A 16372-nucleotide genomic window follows, 5' to 3' on the forward strand; every position below is an offset into this window, starting at 1 on the left:
TGCTTACCATGGAAGTAACTGCAAAATTACGCGGTGCCGCCATATCGGCACAAAAAGTTAGACTCGTTGCTGATGAAGTTCGTGGCAAATCTATTGAGCGTGCTTTGGATATCCTAACGTATAGCAATAAAAAAGGCGCGGTTTTTGTTAAGAAATGTCTTAACTCTGCCATCGCCAATGCTGAAAACAACAACGGTTTAGATATCGATACTCTTAAAGTATCAACCATCTACGTTGATGAAGGCATTACGCTAAAACGTATCCTACCACGTGCTAAAGGTCGCGCTGATCGTATCAGTAAGCGTACCTGTCACATCACTATAAAGGTAGGGGAATAAGTTATGGGACAAAAAGTACATCCAATCGGAATTCGTCTTGGTGTTGTAAAAAAGCATAACGCAAACTGGTATGCTAGCCCTAAACAATACTCAGAATACCTAATTAACGACATTCAGGTTCGTGAATATCTGCGCAAGAAACTTGATAGTGCTATGATTAGCAAGATCATGATTGAGCGTCCTACTGGTGCTGCTAAGATTACCATCGCCACTGCGCGTCCTGGTATTGTTATCGGTAAGAAAGGCGAAGATATTGAAAGACTTCAAAAAGAATTGACCAAAATTATGGGCGTACCTGCTCAGGTTAACATTGAAGAAATCACCTCGCCTGATCTTGATGCTCATTTGGTAGCGGAAGGCATCGCAAGTCAGCTTGAGCGTCGTGTTATGTTCCGCCGTGCTATGAAGCGAGCGGTACAGAACAGCATGCGTTCTGGTGCTAAAGGTATTAAAGTTGAGTTGTCTGGCCGTCTTGGCGGTGCTGAGATTGCTCGTACTGAATGGTACCGTGAAGGTCGTGTGCCACTGCATACACTACGCGCTGATATCGACTATTCGTCAGTACGTGCGGAAACCACTTACGGCACTATCGGTGTAAAAGTTTGGATCTTCCGTGGCGAAATCCTTGACGGCATGAACAGTGTATACAATCCCGTCAAAGAAGAGCAGACTCGTGCGCCAAAACGCCGTGGTCGTGGAAACGGAAACCGTCGAAACACAGACAGAGGTTAAACTATGTTACAGCCAAAACGTACCAAGTTTCGTAAAATGCATAAAGGTCGTAACACTGGGCTAGCTCATCGTGGAAGCACCGTTGCATTCGGACAAATTGGTCTAAAATCTTTGACTCGTGGTCGTATGACTGCCCGTCAAATTGAAGCAGCACGTCGTACCATCACTCGTAAAATTAAGCGTGGCGGTAAGATTTGGATTCGCGTTTTCCCAGACAAACCAATTACCAATAAACCATTAGAAGTACGTATGGGTAAAGGTAAAGGTCCTGTAGAATATTGGGTATGCGAAATCAAACCTGGTAAAATACTATATGAACTTGAAGGGATTTCAGAAGAGCTTGCTCGCGAAGCGTTAACGCTTGCTGCAGCTAAACTGCCCTTTAAAACTACCATTGTTAAGCGGACGATAATGTAATGAAGATCAGTGAATTACGTGATAAATCATTAGAAGAACTGACCCAGTTACTTGATGAAAAGCAACTTGATGCTTTCCGTATTCGTATGGCTAAAGCAACTGGTCAGTTGGGGAATACCCATGAAGTACGTGTCAATCGTCGTGCGATTGCTCAGCTTCAGACTTTGATTAACGAGAAACAACGAGGCGACTCATGAGCGATAACAATCAAGCAACGACCAATGCTAGTGTTCTGACAGGACGAGTTGTCAGTGACAAGATGGACAAGTCCATCACGGTTTTGATTGAGCGTCTGGTTCGTCATCCTTTGTATGGCAAGCAGCTTCGTCGTTCTACTAAAATCAAAGCACATGATGAGAATAATGTTTGCCAACAAGGCGATCTTGTCCGCATCAAAGAAACGCGTCCAATCTCAAAAACCAAGTCTTGGACTTTGGTTGATGTGGTTGAAAAAGTAGAAAAAATCTAAGTAAATTGCATTAAAAGCCAGAAGCTGTTAAAATAGCTGCCTTTTTAAGGATACTGATTGCGCCGAGCGTATATCACTCACATTAAGAGTAGCAGCGGTTATTAATATTAAAATGCCGACTACTCATACTGTGCTAGCGGCAGCAACTGGTTTTTATTGCTCATACGTGTGGAGTAACGCTATGATTCAGGTTGAATCTATGCTGGAAGTTGCAGATAATAGCGGTGCAAGACGAGTTCAGTGCATTAAAGTACTGGGTGGCTCTCATCGTCGTTATGCATCAGTTGGCGACATTATTAAAGTAACGGTTAAAGAAGCCATTCCTCGCGGTCGTGTTAAAAAAGGCGACGTGATGAATGCGGTAGTTGTACGTACCAAAAAAGGCGTTCGTCGTCCTGATGGTTCGGTATTACGTTTTGACGACAATGCTGCAGTATTGTTGAACCAAAATAAAGCGCCGATTGCAACTCGTATTTTTGGACCGGTAACTCGTGAACTACGTGGTGATCAGTTTATGAAAATTGTATCACTAGCACCAGAAGTATTGTGAGGTAATCCATGTCAAAATTACGTAAAGGCGATACAGTTATCGTGATTGCTGGGAAAGACAAAGGCAAGCAAGGTACTGTACAAGCTGTAAAAAACGATCGTATTAAAGTTGAAGGCATTAACATTGTCACTAAACATCAGAAGCCAAATCAGGCAACTGGCGTTGAAGGCGGCATTCTTAAGCAAGAAGCTTTTCTGCATATCTCAAATGTCGCAATCTTAAATGCGCAAACCCAAAAAGCTGATCGTATTACTTATCAGTTCGGCGAAGACGGCAAGAAACAACGCCTGTATCGTTCGAACGGTGAAGTAGTGGCGACTGCGTAAGACACTAAGGGTGTAATGGTAATGGCAAGATTAAAATCTTTATATAACGAAGAATTAAAACAGCAAATCAAAGAAGAACTTGGTTTGGCGAATGTGATGCAAGTGCCAAAAATCACTAAAATCACACTAAATATGGGTGTAGGCGGCGCGTCTCAAGACAAGAAATTGCTTGAAGGTGCTGTGGCTGATATGACTGCTATTGCTGGTCAAAAACCTGTAGTCACCAAAGCGCGTAAATCAGTTGCTGGCTTTAAAATTCGTGAAGAATGGCCAATTGGCTGTAAAGTAACGCTACGCGGTGAGCAAATGTACGAATTTTTAGATCGTCTCATTGCCATTGCAATTCCTCGTATTCGTGATTTCCGTGGTTTTTCTCCTAAAGCCTTTGACGGACGTGGTAACTACTCATTGGGTATCAAAGAACAAATAGTATTCCCAGAAGTAGACTTTGATAAGATTGATCGTATCCGTGGTATGGATGTGACAATTACTACGTCAGCTCAATCTGATGAAGAAGGTCGTGCGTTGCTTAAAGCTTTCGGCTTCCCATTTAAATAAGGTAAAGACGTTATGGCAAAGAAGAGCATGATTAACCGCGAATTAAAGCGCGAAAAAATGGTTGCTAAGTACGCTGATAAGCGTATCAAGCTAAAAGAAACTATCAGTGATATGACTGCAAGTGACGAAACTCGTATGGAAGCGATGCTAGAGCTACAAGCTTTACCACGTAACGCATCACCAGTACGTCTGCGCAATCGTTGTGCTATCACGGGTCGTCCTCACGGTTACTTCCGCAAGTTTGGCTTATCACGCAATATGCTGCGTGAGCGTGTCATGCAAGGCGATGTGCCTGGTGTTCGTAAAGCAAGCTGGTAAGGGGTAACTATATGAGTATGCAAGATACCGTTGGGGATATGCTAACCCGTATTCGTAACGCACAAATGGCTAATAAAGTATCGGTAGCAATGCCGAACTCTAAGCTACGCAAATCAATCGCTGATTTGTTGGTTAACGAAGGTTATGTTGCTAGCGCTGTTGTTACTGAAGAAAACAACAACAAAGCAACTTTGACCATCGTATTAAAATACTTCGAAGGCAAAGCTGTAATCGAGACGATTCAACGTTTTAGCCGTCCTGGTTTACGTCAGCATCGCGGTAAAGACGCTATCCCTACTGTTAAGCAAGGTATGGGTGTTGCTATTGTATCAACTAGCCAAGGCATCATGACTGATCGTGCTGCACGCGCTGCTGGTATCGGTGGTGAAGTCGTCGCATTTGTAGCGTAAGCTACACGACGATAAAGTCTATTTGACGCTGTTAGGCTTCTTTCAATGTGGTAATGATAAATTATTTAACATTGTTAGGTGTCTAACGCGGTCAACTATGCTAAACTAACACGCTTTTTAGCCTGTTAGTTTTTTCGCTAATATAAAGAAGTTAATTTTCTAAGGAATATTCCTATGTCTCGTGTGGCTAAAGCCCCAGTGACGCTGCCAAACGGCGTAAGCGTTACTTTGAACGATCGGCAGGTCGAAGTTAAAGGCAAGAACGGCAATATGTCTTTACGCCTGCATGAATTGGTCGAGCTGAAACAGGAAGATGATGCAATCATTTTCTCACCTACAGTCGATTCAAAAGAAGCGATGATGCATACTGGCACCATGCGCTCTTTACTAAATAATTTAGTAATAGGCGTTAACGAAGGCTTTGAAAAACGTCTTCAGTTGATTGGTGTTGGTTACCGTGCTCAAGCTGCTGGTAATAAAGTAACGCTAAACGTTGGTTACTCACATCCAGTAGAATATACGTTACCTGAAGGTGTATCAGCTGAAACACCAACGCAAACTGAAATCGTTTTAAAATCAAACGATAAGCAGCAGCTTGGTCAAGCAGCAGCCGATATCCGCGGTTTCCGCCCACCTGAGCCTTACAAAGGTAAAGGTATTCGTTATAGTGACGAGCATGTGATTCGCAAAGAAGCCAAGAAAAAATAAGGTGAGTTGAAATGTTTGATAAAAAAGCAGCTCGTCTACGTCGAGCTAAGAAAACCCGCGCACATATCCGTTTTTTGGGCGTTCATCGTCTAACGGTTAATCGTACGCCAAGACACATCTATGCCCAGATTATCTCTCCGAACGGTGGTGAAGTGATTGCTCAGGCATCTACCTTAGACAGCAGCTTGCGTTCAGGCGCGACTGGTAACGCTGATGCAGCGACGTCTGTAGGCCAAATGATCGCAGAACGCGCAAAAGCAGCTGGCATTACTAAAGTTGCATTTGACCGTAGTGGTTTTAAATATCATGGTCGAGTAAAAGCTTTAGCTGAAGCTGCTCGCGAAAACGGATTGGAGTTTTAATCATGGCTAGAAATGATAAAAATGATAAAAATGAACAGACTGACGGTCTAGTAGAACGCTTAGTTACCGTTGATCGCGTTGCAAAAGTTGTTAAAGGTGGTCGTATTTTCTCTTTCACTGCGTTGACCGTAGTGGGTGATGGCAATGGTCGTGTTGGTTTTGGTCGCGGTAAAGCACGTGAAGTGCCAGCTGCTATTCAAAAAGCACTAGAAGCTGCCAAACGTAATATGATTACTGTTGAGCTAAATGATGCAACTTTGTATCATCCGATCAAAGCACGTCATGGTGCTAGTAAAGTCTATATGCAACCTGCATCTGAGGGTACTGGCGTAATCGCTGGTGGCGCAATGCGTGCTGTATTAGAAGTTGCTGGTGTCAAAGATGTTTTGACTAAATGTTATGGTTCTACCAACACTGCTAACGTTGTTCGTGCAACGTTTAACGGTTTACGTGATATGTCAACTCCAGAAAAGATGGCAGCAAAACGTGGTAAATCTGTAGACGAAATCTTGGGTTAACTTAGACTAGGTGAGTTACGATGAAAAAAATGAAAGTCACTCAATTCAAATCGGGTGCCCATCGCCTCAAGAGCCACAAAGCATGCTTGAAAGGATTGGGTTTACGCCGTATTAATCATTCTGTTGTAGTAGAAGATACTCCTTCAACTCGTGGTATGGTCAATCGCGTTAACTACTTGGTAAAAGTGGAGGAAGCGTAATGGGTCTTAGATTAAATGAATTATCACCAGGTGTTGGCGCAAAGAAAACTGCCCAACGTCGTGGTCGTGGTATCGGTTCAGGCCTTGGTAAAACTGGTGGTCGTGGTGTAAAAGGTCAGAAATCTCGTTCAGGTTCTAGCATACGCTCAGGATTTGAAGGTGGTCAAATGCCTTTATATCGTCGTCTACCAAAATTTGGTTTTACCAGTAAAATGGCTATGACGACTGCTGAAGTTCGTCTGTCTGAACTGAGCCAAATTGAAGGCGATGTCGTTAGTATTGAAACTTTGAAAGCTGCTAACCTTATCCGTCGTGACATGAAGCGTGCGCGCGTTATGTTGTCGGGTGAAGTCACTAAAGCTTATACTTTTAAAGGTATCAAAGTGACTAAAGGCGCTAAGCAAGCAATCGAAGCTGCTGGTGGTAGCATCGAGGAGTAGTAACGTGTCAAAGCAATCAATGTCATCGACTGGTATACCGCTTAATCCTTTTGCCTTTATACGTAAGTATGATGAGCTATGGACGCGTTTGTTATTCTTAATCGGCGCATTGATTGTTTATCGTTTTGGGTCGCATATCCCAGTACCGGGTATCAATCCGGTTAACTTGGCTGATCTGTTTTCGCGCAACGAAAATACCATCCTGAGCATGTTTAATATGTTCTCAGGTGGTGCACTAGAGCGTATGTCCATCATGGCACTTGGTATTATGCCATATATCTCAGCATCGATTATTGTACAGATGATGTCTGCGGTATTGCCATCGCTTGAAGCTCTCAAAAAAGAGGGTGAAGCGGGACGACGTAAGCTAAACAAGTATACCCGTCAAGGGACACTTGCATTAGCTCTAGTACAGTCATTAGGGATGTGTGCTGGCTTAATCAGCCAAAATCTTACTTTATCTTCTGGTCTGACTTTCTATATTCCAGCGGTTACTTCATTGGTAGCTGGTGCTATGTTCTTAATGTGGCTTGGTGAGCAGATTACAGAGCGCGGCGTAGGTAATGGTATCTCAATGCTCATTTTTGCGAGTATTGTGGCTGGTACGCCAGGTATGATTTCGCAGTCTATTGAACAGGTCAACCAAGGTCAAATGAACTTGATTGTCCTCTTTATCTTTGCATTGTTAGGTGTCGCGGTTACTGCGGGTATCGTCTATATTGAACGTGCTCAGCGCCGTGTTCCTGTCAATTATGCGCAAAAACAACAGCAAGGTCGCAAGATTTACGCTCAGCAGCAATCACATTTGCCGTTGAAACTAAATATGGCAGGGGTTATTCCTGCTATTTTTGCTAGCTCATTGCTATTGTTTCCTGCAAGTTTAGGGCAGTGGGTTGGTCAATCGCCTGATCCTACCTTGACGCAAAAGATATTGCAAAATATGGCATTGGTGTTGTCCCCAGGACAGCCGCTGTATCTCGTTCTATTTGGTGCAATGATTATCTTTTTCTGTTACTTCTACACGGCATTGGTATTTAGTCCGCGTGAAGTGGCTGAAAACCTTAAACGTAGTGGTGCGTATATCCCAGGTATTCGCCCAGGACAACAAACTCAGCGTTACCTCGATCATGTATTAAACCGATTGACCTTTATTGGCGCGATGTATATGACGGTTATTTGTTTAATGCCAATGGTCGTGCAGTCATCGTTTGGTGTGCCGTTTCAACTTGGTGGTACGTCGTTACTGATTATGGTGGTTGTGGTAATGGACTTCATCTCGCAGATTCAAGCGCATTTGATGACCCATCAATATCATGATCAGACGTTAATTCAATCGCCCACTCAACCTTAAATGAGCGGTACGATATCTCAAAGGAGTATGCTATGAAAGTTCAAGCATCAGTTAAAAAGATTTGTGGTAGCTGTAAAGTTGTGCGCCGTAAAGGCCGTGTACATATTATTTGTACCGCAGAACCTCGCCACAAGCAACGCCAAGGTTAATAATTTAAGCAAGTCAGTCTTAAATGATTGGCTTGCTTATTAAATTAATACTTGAAAAATGACGGCGGATGCGATATCATCCGCCACTTGCCGTAGTTTATGCAAAATCTTTTATGAAATGATCAATGAATAGATTGGTTTACCAACTCGAAGCAGCGATAATAATTATAAAAGCTTTAGTATTGACAGCAACAAATCTGAAAAATAACACCTTGTTTTAATGAATAAGGGTATTTTTCTTTAATGGAGAGAAATCAATGGCTCGTATTGCCGGCGTAAACATTCCGGATAATAAGCATGCTGTTATTTCACTAACTTACATCTTTGGTGTAGGTCGTACCACTGCTCAGAAAATCTTAGAAGCAGTTGGCATTGCCCCTAGTACTAAAGTCAGTCAGTTAGATGATACACAGTTAGATGCTATCCGTGCACAAGTTGCAGAATACATGACTGAAGGTGATCTTCGTCGTGAAGTGTCAATGAATATCAAGCGCTTGGTTGATCTTGGTTGTTACCGTGGCATCCGCCATCGTCGTAACTTACCAGTTAGAGGTCAAAACACCAAGAACAACGCTCGTACTCGTAAGGGTCCGACACGCCCTCTCAAAAGATAATTAACTTAGGAAGCTAAAAGATGGCAAAAGACACTCGCAGTCGCAAAAAGGTGGCTCGTCGTTCAGTATCGGAGGGCATTGCCCATATCCATGCGTCTTTTAATAACACCATTGTTACGATTACCGATCGTCAAGGTAATGCATTGGCTTGGGCCACTTCAGGTGGACAAGGCTTCCGTGGTTCACGTAAATCTACACCATTTGCAGCTCAGGTTGCAGCTGAAGTCGCTGGTAAAGCGGCTCAAGAATATGGTGTTAAGAACATCGATGTTTTGGTCAAAGGACCAGGACCGGGTCGTGAGTCTGCGGTAAGAGCACTAGGTGCATTGGGTTATAAAGTCAACAGCATCTCTGATGTAACCCCAATCCCACACAATGGTTGCCGTGCGCCGAAAAAGCGCCGCGTCTAATATTAAAGACGAAGCTTTTTATAATAGAAGCTTATAGGAGACATAACAATGGCCCGTTATATTGGACCAAAACTCAAATTATCACGTCGTGAAGGCACTGACTTAGGTCTTAAGTCTGGTGTTAAACCATACGACGTAAAAACGAAAAAATCGGCTCGTCCACCTGGTCAACATGGTGTTAGCCGTAACAAAAGTTCAGAATACTCTCTACAGTTACGTGAAAAACAAAAAGTTAAGCGTATCTACGGTGTACTAGAGCGTCAGTTTGCAAACTACTACAAAGAAGCTGCTCGTAAGCGTGGCGCTACTGGTGAAAACTTGTTAGCAATGCTTGAGAGCCGTCTTGATAACGTAGTATATCGTATGGGCTTTGGCTCTACGCGCGCTGAAGCACGTCAGTTAGTTAGCCATCGTACTGTTATGGTGAAGAAAGCTGGCCGTGATGAGTTTATTCGTGTGAATATTCCATCAATTCAGTTGCAAGATGGTGATGTCATCGCTATCCAAGAGAAGTCTCGCGAGCAATTACGTATTAAAAACGCAATTGAGCTGGCTACCCAACGTGGTATTCCAGAATGGCTAGATGTTGATCACAGCAAGCTGCAGGGCACGTTTAAAAAAGCGCCTGATCGTATTGATCTACCTGCTGAAATCAACGAAAGCTTGATCGTTGAGCTATACTCTAAGTAAGTAACGTACTGCTCGATGCTATTCACATGGCATTGAGCAATTAACGTTAATTAAACCAGTTTAATAAATCGAGGTGACATCATGATGCTAAATGCAACTGAGTTTCTAACGCCGAACGCCATCAACGTGGATACGGTTAATGAAACGATTGCGAAAGTCACGCTCGAACCGTTAGAACGCGGCTTTGGGCATACCTTGGGTAATGCCTTACGTCGCATCTTGTTATCTTCATTACCTGGCGCTGCAGTCATTGAAGCTGAGATTGATGGTGTTGACCATGAATACTCAACGCTTGAAGGACTACAAGAAGATGTGCTTGATTTGCTTTTGAACTTAAAAGGCTTAGCAATCACCCTTCATGACCAAAATGAAGTATTTTTGACCTTGGATAAACAAGGTCCAGGCACTATTACTGCTGCAGACATCACGTTACCGCACAATGTAGACATCATCAATCCAGAATTGGTATTGGGTACATTGAGTGACCGTGGTCATCTAAAGATGCGTTTGCGCGTAGTAATGGGTCGTGGATATGAGCCAGCAAACCAGCGCCGTGAAGATGGTGATACTAAAGCGATTGGACGCTTGAAGCTTGATGCAAGTTTTAGTCCTGTGCTTCGTGTTGCTTATCAGGTTGAGAACGCACGTGTAGAACAACGTACCGATCTTGATCGTCTTATCATTGAGCTTGAAACAAATGGCACTATAGATCCAGAAGAAGCAATTCGTAAAGCAGCCACTATATTACAACAACAGATTTCTATCTTTGTTGACCTAGAAGCTGAAGAAGCGCCTGAGCCTGTGAAAGAAAAAGAAGAGGTTGATCCGGTGCTATTACGCCCTGTGGACGATCTTGAACTAACGGTTCGCTCAGCCAACTGCTTAAAAGCTGAAAACATTTACTATATCGGTGATTTGGTACAGCGTTCAGAGACTGAACTTCTAAAAACCCCAAATCTTGGTAAGAAATCATTGACAGAAATCAAAGACGTACTAGCGTCTAAAGATTTGGAGCTTGGTATGCGCCTAGATAACTGGCCACCAGCTGATTTACGTGTTGATGATCGCTTTTCTTATCGTAGCCGTTAAACTTTAAGGATTTTTGACTATGCGCCATCGTAAGAGTGGAGTCAAGCTGGGTCGTACCGGCAGTCATCGTAAGGCAATGTTTCAGAACATGACCAACTCATTATTTGAGCATGAACTGATCAAAACAACTTTACCAAAAGCAAAAGAGTTACGTCGCGTTGCTGAGCCATTGATCACTATGGCTAAAGAAGACAGCGTTGCTAACCGTCGCTTGGCATTTAGCCGTATGCGTAGCAAAGCTATGGTAGGCAAATTATTTGGTACTCTTGGTCCTCGTTACCAAGCTCGTCCAGGTGGTTATTTGCGTATCGTAAAATGTGGTTACCGTGATGGTGACAATGCGCCTATGGCTTATGTAGAATTGGTTGATCGCGACTAATTTTATAATAACCAAAATATGTACATAAAAAAGCTCCAATTCAATTGGAGCTTTTTTTCGTTTAAATTTTTGTATGATCGTTAGGGAAGTGCATATTTAAACACTTACAGTATGTCTATATCTACAGCAATGAGCTTACATCAGCAGCACCTTGCCGAATGATTTCTGGCTGGCTACTGGTCATATCGACGATGGTCGTAAGTTTGGTGGTTTTAATGCCAGCATTAATGAGCCCATCTATCTGATTGCCTAATAATTCTTCGATCTCGAAAGGGTCATCTAATATATAATCACGATTCGGTAGTATTAATGAGCTGGTTAAAATAGGTTCATCCATCGCTTCTAATAAAGCTTGGGCAATAGCATTACTTGGAACACGAATACCAATGGTTTTTTTCTTTGCATGTGCCAGCTTCTTAGGTACATCTTTAGTCGCGTTTAAAATAAAGGTAATTGGTGCTGGTGTATGCGCTTTGAGCTGTTTAAATTGGACATTGTCTACTGCAGCATAATTAGCAATCTCACTTAGATCACGGCAAAGTAGGGTGAATTGATGTTTATCATCAAGTGCGCGTATTTGTTTTAGTTTCTCCAAGGCATCTTTTGCGCCCAAGCGACAGCCGAAAGCGTAACTGGTATCAGTCGGATAAATAATCAATTGATCTTTACGTAATAAATTCGCTACTTGCTCAATCAGCCGTGGCTGTGGATTTTCTGGATGAATATAAAATACTTGCATAATAATTCCTTATTTTATAATTATTAGAATTTGGTTATTGGGCAGATGGTGATGATAAAAATTTGTTTAAGATGAACTTTGCTTTTTGTACTTAACGTTAAAATACGGCTTTATTAAGTAGTATAGCGTAAAGTAAATATAAGTTTATGGGCAAGGCGTTAACGTAAGTATAGAATCGTTAACAATAGCCAGTCGTATAATAATTTTTGATAACAATAACAAAAAATCTTATATTGTAGGTTTTAGCTCAGATACGGCGCAGATAGTGAGTAAGGCTTGTAGCAAGGTTTTAGCATCAGATGGTAGGGTATCTGGCTTAGTAATATATGCTTTAACTTGTTGATAAACATCTTGAGCAAAAGTACTGCCACTGGTATCAAAATCTGCATATAAATTGTCTTGTGATACCTGAAAAGGTCGTCCACAAGCTAACGTAAACAAACACTCTATAGCTTGTGGCTTAACCTCAACACGTTCAAATGCTTGCTGCTGAGCCGCTGAGCGTCCGTCAGGTGCATACCAGTAGCCAAAGTCAGGTAGTTGTCTACGTCGTTCACCTGCCATACAAAAATGGCTCAGCTCATGCAATGCACTAGCAAAAAATCCATGAGCAAACTCAATTCTTGCGGGTTGATTGCTCTGGGCAGGAAAGTATTCGGGCTCGCCAGTGCTACGAACCAAGATAACCTGTTTGCTGATAAATAAATGATTAAATAGATTAATAAGCCAATCAGTCAGTGCTTGCTCAATACCTTCAAACGATAATTCATTTTGTAAATTAAGATCGGTTAGACTGTTTTGAATAAATTCGCATACTTTGATAGGCTCAATGATCTTTTTAGCAGAATGAATCAAATAGTTATTAGCCAAATATTGCCACTGTAATGACAGTTTTTTTAATGAGGCATCTGCCTCAAGATTGATACTGTGTTCAGTAGGATTTGTTTTCTGACTTTGTAATTCATTCAAACGGTGTAATAAATTTTTGGCATCAATAGTAGATAATAAATTGGAAAAATCAGGAGAAACGGTAGGCGATATCATAAATAAAACTTTAACCAAGTAAAGGATGATAGAGCAGGATGTCCTATCTCTTTAGGTAAACAATGACAAGGAAACTGCCAAAAAATATTAACATACTAGCGCTAGCGCAACACGGCGCTTTCCGTTAGTATGGCAGGCAATATTATACACCGTTTTTGATCAATGAGGCCGCGTATGTCAAGCACCCAAGATAACAAGCCGTCAGCGCTTCATGCTAGTAAAGTACAAGTGCCTACGTCAACCAGCATGCCTGATAACATCTCTTTAAATAAGTGGGAAGACACTGGCTTTGAATGGGCAGGTGAAGAAGCTCCCAGCTCTTTTGAGCGTCTTGCGACTATTTTAGCTAGTCAACATGAACAATCAAATATTGTGCTAAATACCACTCTGTATCGTCGTAACAATGTACTGCATTTGGCTTTCACATTGACTGGTGAAGTCTGGCTGACTTGCCAGCGCTGTCTGCAACCGATTGCTATTGATTTGAGTGATGAGTATGATATTGCGCTTCTGGATAATGAAAGCCAAATACGCCTAGTTAATGAAGAGCAAGATTATTTATTGTTAGACGAAATTGTCACTGAGCAATCGCCAGAGCGACTATTACCATTCAAAAAATTGGTAGAAGATGAAATTTTGCTCAAAACGCCAATGGCGCCAAAGCATGATGACTGTGAAATGAGTGTCGAGCAGTTTGGTGAAATACCTGAAGAAGAAGAAACTGAAAATCCTTTTGCTGCTTTAGCATCTTTGAAAGGTAACCTATAACGCTATAAACGGCATTGATAAAAGATATGTTCTATTATATTTTTGCCAGCTTTATGCCGAAGAGTGAAAAGCAGGGCTTTATTAATCCGTTAAACATGCGTATAATGTCCCGTTTATTGCATTCTAGCAATCTGCTACTGGCAGAGAGAAGCTAACCTTGCAGACTAACTATAGATTTTAGACGTAATCAACACTTTAATACGTGGCAATCTATTTAACTAATGATGCGTAAGACTTAGGTTGTTGTGATTATATAGCCTCTGTCAGTGTCGATTAAAGCTGAATTTCAAGCTTATCCCTTTTAAGTATAGGAGCTATATCATGGCCGTTCAAAAAAGTCGTAAAAGTCGTTCACGTCGTGACATGCGCCGTTCACATCATCGTATGGAAATCGCTGAAATAAGCGTTGATGCTACTACTGGTGAAAAACATCGTCGTCATCACATGACCAAAGATGGTTTTTATCGTGGTCGTCAGTTGTTTAAAGTAAGTCAAGACGCTTAATTTATTGTTATTTGATGGCTGCTAAAGATGATGGTTTTTATGACTGTCGATGTTCTTTATCAGGCTATTATTCAGCAATTGGTTTGAGCTAATGAAAGCCAAGTTATTTCGCTATCATATATTATGTGGCTAGATAACTTGGCTTTTTGCTATGGGTTTTTTAGTAATAGTTTTCATTATTAGTTTTTAGTACTGTTTATTGACTGTTAGCTGTTGACGGCCGTTTTAACGCATCAGTTATGAAACAGTAGCTATCTAGTATAAGTCCCATCAAAGGATTTATCGAAGCGAGACAAACAATTAATTTTTTAGCAGCTTTGTTAATTACCGATGTCAGTGTATAGTTTCATAAGAGTATGCTGTCTTAAAGGACTAGTGACAGTAACGGCTCTATAAAATTAATATCCTATTATAGTCTTTAACTCTACGATTAGCCCCATTCACGCTAGGGGTGTTTCCAATCAAATAAGGAATATTGGTTATGGGCTCTGTACCCGATATGATAAAAAAACAACCTACCCGTATTGCAATACTGTTTCCTGGGCAAGGCTCACAAGTCGTCGGTATGACAAGCGAGCTTGCTGATACCTATCCTGAAATTCTTGAAACCTTTACTGAGGCAAGTGAAGCACTTGGTGAAGATTTATGGGCAATCTGTCAGGATGAAGACAAGCTCAATCAAACTCAATATACCCAGCCCGCATTACTAACGGCTAGCATCGCTATTTGGCGTATCTTACAACAAAAAATATCAGATAAGCCTTGTTATCTAGCCGGTCATTCTCTTGGCGAATATAGCGCCCTCTGCGCCGCTGGTGTGCTGTCACTGGCTGACGCCGTAAAACTGGTACATAAGCGTGGTCAATTGATGCAAGACGCTGTCGTGGGTATTGATACGGCGATGGCAGCAGTACTGGGTCTAGAAGATCACCGAGTCGAAAATCTGTGTGAGCAAGCAACCGAGCATGTAGATAATGCGATTGTTGGTGCAGCAAATTTTAATAGCCCAGGGCAAGTTGTGGTTTCTGGTAATGCTGCAGGCGTTAATGCAGTCATTGATAAAGTACAAAATACGGGTAAAAAAGCCATTCCATTAAAGGTAAGTGTGCCGTCACATTGCGCTTTGATGGAGCCTGCTAGTAAAGCGTTGGCAGCAGAGCTTGCCGCCATTAAGTTTGATCAAGCAACGATTCCTGTGATTCAAAACCGTCATGCACGTGTTGAAACCAGTGCGGCAGGTATCAAAGAGGCGTTAACTGAACAATTAAGTCAGCCAGTATTGTGGTCAAAAACCATGCAAGAGCTGGCAGATAAACAAATTAATATTTTAATTGAGTGTGGTAGTGGTAACGTCTTGAGTAATTTGGCGAAGCGTCAAGCGCATCCAATTATGAGCTATCCGACTGACAAGCCCGCTCGTCTAGATAAATTGCTGGAGGTATTATCATGAGCCGTACGATCACATTAGTCACAGGCGCAAGCCGCGGTATCGGCAAAGCCGTCGCCAAACGCTTTGCTAAAGAAGGACATTTTGTCATTGGGACAGCCACCACTGAAAAAGGTGCTGCACAGATTGATGACTATCTAAATGATAGTGGCGGTATTGGTCGTGTTTTAGATGTACGCGATACTGCGCAGATTGACAAGCTGTTTGAAGAGATAGAAAGCGTTTATGGTGCTGTTCAAGTATTGGTAAATAATGCTGGTATCACTCAAGATGGCTTATTGATGCGTATGAAAGATGAAGATTGGGATAATGTGATAGATACCAATCTAACTTCTGTTTATCGTATGAGCAAACGTGCTATCCGCGGCATGATGAAAGCACGCCGTGGTCGTATTATCAATATTACCTCTGTGGTTGCTCAAATGGGCAATGCCGGTCAATCTAACTATGCGGCGACTAAAGCTGGCGTAGAGGGTTTTAGCCGTACGCTCGCGCGCGAAATTGGTTCACGTCAAGTAACCATTAACTGCGTCGCGCCAGGTTTGATCGAAACAGACATGACGGATGAGCTTGATGAGCGTTTATTGAACTCGATGTTAGATGCTGTACCTATTAGCCGTTTGGGTCAACCAGAAGATATCGCTGCTGCTGTACTGTTTTTAGCCAGTGATGAAGCCAGTTATATCACAGGTGCTGTTTTGCCGGTCAATGGCGGCATGTATATGTAGCAGTTTGCTATCAAATTTTTCCTACATGCGATAGCAATTAGTGCTGAATCCCAAGCGTTACATACTTATAATAAAAAACTGTGTGAACGAGTGTAAACTATAATAAAGGGTGCT

Annotated in this window: 28 protein-coding genes; 26 read left to right on the top strand and 2 right to left on the bottom strand. The window is 42.1% G+C overall.

Annotation, left to right across the window (positions count from 1 at the left end; genetic code table 11):
* The first annotated feature begins 8 nt into the window (after positions 1–8).
* The 22 genes from rplV to rplQ all read left to right on the top strand — a co-directional run bounded on the left by rplV (position 9) and on the right by rplQ (position 11028).
* Positions 9–338: a 50S ribosomal protein L22 gene (gene rplV, locus FQ082_RS09525; RefSeq protein ID WP_010196689.1), complete on the top strand. Its 330-nt coding sequence runs from the start codon at positions 9–11 to the stop codon at positions 336–338.
* A 3-nt stretch (positions 339–341) separates the two neighbouring features.
* Positions 342–1070 (top strand): 30S ribosomal protein S3, encoded by a 729-nt coding sequence (gene rpsC / locus FQ082_RS09530; RefSeq protein WP_011512854.1) that lies wholly within the window; start codon positions 342–344, stop codon positions 1068–1070.
* 3 nt (positions 1071–1073) lie between these two features.
* Positions 1074–1487 (top strand): 50S ribosomal protein L16, encoded by a 414-nt coding sequence (rplP, locus tag FQ082_RS09535; RefSeq protein WP_011512855.1) that lies wholly within the window; start codon positions 1074–1076, stop codon positions 1485–1487.
* Positions 1487–1684, top strand: coding sequence for a 50S ribosomal protein L29 (gene rpmC / locus FQ082_RS09540; protein ID WP_011279794.1), 198 nt, complete (start codon positions 1487–1489; stop codon positions 1682–1684). Before rplP ends, rpmC begins: the two co-directional genes overlap by 1 nt.
* Positions 1681–1956: a 30S ribosomal protein S17 gene (gene rpsQ, locus FQ082_RS09545; RefSeq protein WP_011512856.1), complete on the top strand. Its 276-nt coding sequence runs from the start codon at positions 1681–1683 to the stop codon at positions 1954–1956. Before rpmC ends, rpsQ begins: the two co-directional genes overlap by 4 nt.
* A gap of 181 nt (positions 1957–2137) precedes the next feature.
* Complete coding sequence (gene rplN, locus FQ082_RS09550) at positions 2138–2506, top strand: 50S ribosomal protein L14 (RefSeq protein ID WP_010196702.1); 369 nt, start codon at positions 2138–2140, stop codon at positions 2504–2506.
* 8 nt (positions 2507–2514) lie between these two features.
* Entirely contained in the window at positions 2515–2832 is a 318-nt protein-coding gene (rplX, locus tag FQ082_RS09555) for a 50S ribosomal protein L24 (protein ID WP_011512857.1), read from the top strand.
* Positions 2833–2853: 21 nt separating this feature from the next.
* Entirely contained in the window at positions 2854–3390 is a 537-nt protein-coding gene (rplE, locus tag FQ082_RS09560) for a 50S ribosomal protein L5 (protein WP_011512858.1), read from the top strand.
* Between the two features lie 12 nt (positions 3391–3402).
* Complete coding sequence (gene rpsN, locus FQ082_RS09565) at positions 3403–3708, top strand: 30S ribosomal protein S14 (protein ID WP_011279798.1); 306 nt, start codon at positions 3403–3405, stop codon at positions 3706–3708.
* An 11-nt stretch (positions 3709–3719) separates the two neighbouring features.
* On the top strand, positions 3720–4118 hold the full coding sequence (gene rpsH, locus FQ082_RS09570) for a 30S ribosomal protein S8 (RefSeq protein WP_011512859.1): 399 nt from the start codon (positions 3720–3722) through the stop codon (positions 4116–4118).
* A 174-nt stretch (positions 4119–4292) separates the two neighbouring features.
* Positions 4293–4826 carry a 50S ribosomal protein L6 gene (gene rplF / locus FQ082_RS09575; protein WP_011512860.1) on the top strand — a complete coding sequence of 178 codons (534 nt, stop codon included), beginning with the start codon at positions 4293–4295 and terminating at the stop codon, positions 4824–4826.
* An 11-nt stretch (positions 4827–4837) separates the two neighbouring features.
* The gene (gene rplR, locus FQ082_RS09580; protein ID WP_011279801.1) at positions 4838–5188 is read left to right on the top strand and encodes a 50S ribosomal protein L18; all 351 of its coding nucleotides are present in this window, start codon (positions 4838–4840) and stop codon (positions 5186–5188) included.
* A gap of 2 nt (positions 5189–5190) precedes the next feature.
* The gene (gene rpsE / locus FQ082_RS09585; RefSeq protein ID WP_010196711.1) at positions 5191–5706 is read left to right on the top strand and encodes a 30S ribosomal protein S5; all 516 of its coding nucleotides are present in this window, start codon (positions 5191–5193) and stop codon (positions 5704–5706) included.
* Between the two features lie 20 nt (positions 5707–5726).
* Entirely contained in the window at positions 5727–5906 is a 180-nt protein-coding gene (rpmD, locus tag FQ082_RS09590; protein WP_011512861.1) for a 50S ribosomal protein L30, read from the top strand.
* Positions 5906–6346, top strand: a complete 441-nt coding sequence (gene rplO / locus FQ082_RS09595; protein ID WP_011512862.1) for a 50S ribosomal protein L15 — start codon at positions 5906–5908, stop codon at positions 6344–6346. Before rpmD ends, rplO begins: the two co-directional genes overlap by 1 nt.
* Positions 6347–6365: 19 nt before the next feature.
* The gene (gene secY / locus FQ082_RS09600) at positions 6366–7697 is read left to right on the top strand and encodes a preprotein translocase subunit SecY (protein WP_011512863.1); all 1332 of its coding nucleotides are present in this window, start codon (positions 6366–6368) and stop codon (positions 7695–7697) included.
* Positions 7698–7729: 32 nt separating this feature from the next.
* A complete protein-coding gene (rpmJ, locus tag FQ082_RS09605; RefSeq protein ID WP_010196721.1) occupies positions 7730–7846 on the top strand; it encodes a 50S ribosomal protein L36 in 117 nt (38 codons plus the stop codon).
* A 257-nt stretch (positions 7847–8103) separates the two neighbouring features.
* On the top strand, positions 8104–8460 hold the full coding sequence (gene rpsM / locus FQ082_RS09610; protein ID WP_011512864.1) for a 30S ribosomal protein S13: 357 nt from the start codon (positions 8104–8106) through the stop codon (positions 8458–8460).
* Between the two features lie 20 nt (positions 8461–8480).
* Positions 8481–8870 carry a 30S ribosomal protein S11 gene (rpsK, locus tag FQ082_RS09615; RefSeq protein WP_010196728.1) on the top strand — a complete coding sequence of 130 codons (390 nt, stop codon included), beginning with the start codon at positions 8481–8483 and terminating at the stop codon, positions 8868–8870.
* A gap of 48 nt (positions 8871–8918) precedes the next feature.
* Positions 8919–9560, top strand: coding sequence for a 30S ribosomal protein S4 (gene rpsD, locus FQ082_RS09620; protein ID WP_011512865.1), 642 nt, complete (start codon positions 8919–8921; stop codon positions 9558–9560).
* 81 nt (positions 9561–9641) lie between these two features.
* On the top strand, positions 9642–10649 hold the full coding sequence (locus FQ082_RS09625; protein WP_011279808.1) for a DNA-directed RNA polymerase subunit alpha: 1008 nt from the start codon (positions 9642–9644) through the stop codon (positions 10647–10649).
* 19 nt (positions 10650–10668) lie between these two features.
* A complete protein-coding gene (gene rplQ / locus FQ082_RS09630; RefSeq protein ID WP_011279809.1) occupies positions 10669–11028 on the top strand; it encodes a 50S ribosomal protein L17 in 360 nt (119 codons plus the stop codon).
* A 121-nt stretch (positions 11029–11149) separates the two neighbouring features.
* Here the strand turns inward: rplQ and FQ082_RS09635 are convergent, their stop codons facing one another.
* On the bottom strand, positions 11150–11767 hold the full coding sequence (locus tag FQ082_RS09635) for an L-threonylcarbamoyladenylate synthase (protein ID WP_149492927.1): 618 nt from the start codon (positions 11765–11767) through the stop codon (positions 11150–11152).
* 228 nt (positions 11768–11995) lie between these two features.
* Complete coding sequence (locus FQ082_RS09640; RefSeq protein ID WP_149492928.1) at positions 11996–12811, bottom strand: elongation factor P hydroxylase; 816 nt, start codon at positions 12809–12811, stop codon at positions 11996–11998.
* 174 nt (positions 12812–12985) lie between these two features.
* Between FQ082_RS09640 and FQ082_RS09645 the strand changes: the two genes are divergently transcribed.
* The 4 genes from FQ082_RS09645 (at position 12986) to fabG (ending at position 16258) form a co-directional block, all read left to right on the top strand.
* Positions 12986–13579: a YceD family protein gene (locus FQ082_RS09645; RefSeq protein WP_149492929.1), complete on the top strand. Its 594-nt coding sequence runs from the start codon at positions 12986–12988 to the stop codon at positions 13577–13579.
* A gap of 321 nt (positions 13580–13900) precedes the next feature.
* Positions 13901–14083: a 50S ribosomal protein L32 gene (gene rpmF, locus FQ082_RS09650; RefSeq protein ID WP_011512869.1), complete on the top strand. Its 183-nt coding sequence runs from the start codon at positions 13901–13903 to the stop codon at positions 14081–14083.
* Positions 14084–14564: 481 nt separating this feature from the next.
* Entirely contained in the window at positions 14565–15533 is a 969-nt protein-coding gene (fabD, locus tag FQ082_RS09655) for an ACP S-malonyltransferase (protein ID WP_149492930.1), read from the top strand.
* Positions 15524–16258 carry a 3-oxoacyl-ACP reductase FabG gene (gene fabG / locus FQ082_RS09660; protein WP_226939375.1) on the top strand — a complete coding sequence of 245 codons (735 nt, stop codon included), beginning with the start codon at positions 15524–15526 and terminating at the stop codon, positions 16256–16258. The genes fabD and fabG overlap by 10 nt, the downstream gene beginning before the upstream one ends.
* Positions 16259–16372 lie beyond the last annotated feature (114 nt).

It is taken from the genome of Psychrobacter sp. ANT_H56B (assembly GCF_008369245.1).
Classification (GTDB): domain Bacteria; phylum Pseudomonadota; class Gammaproteobacteria; order Pseudomonadales; family Moraxellaceae; genus Psychrobacter; species Psychrobacter cryohalolentis.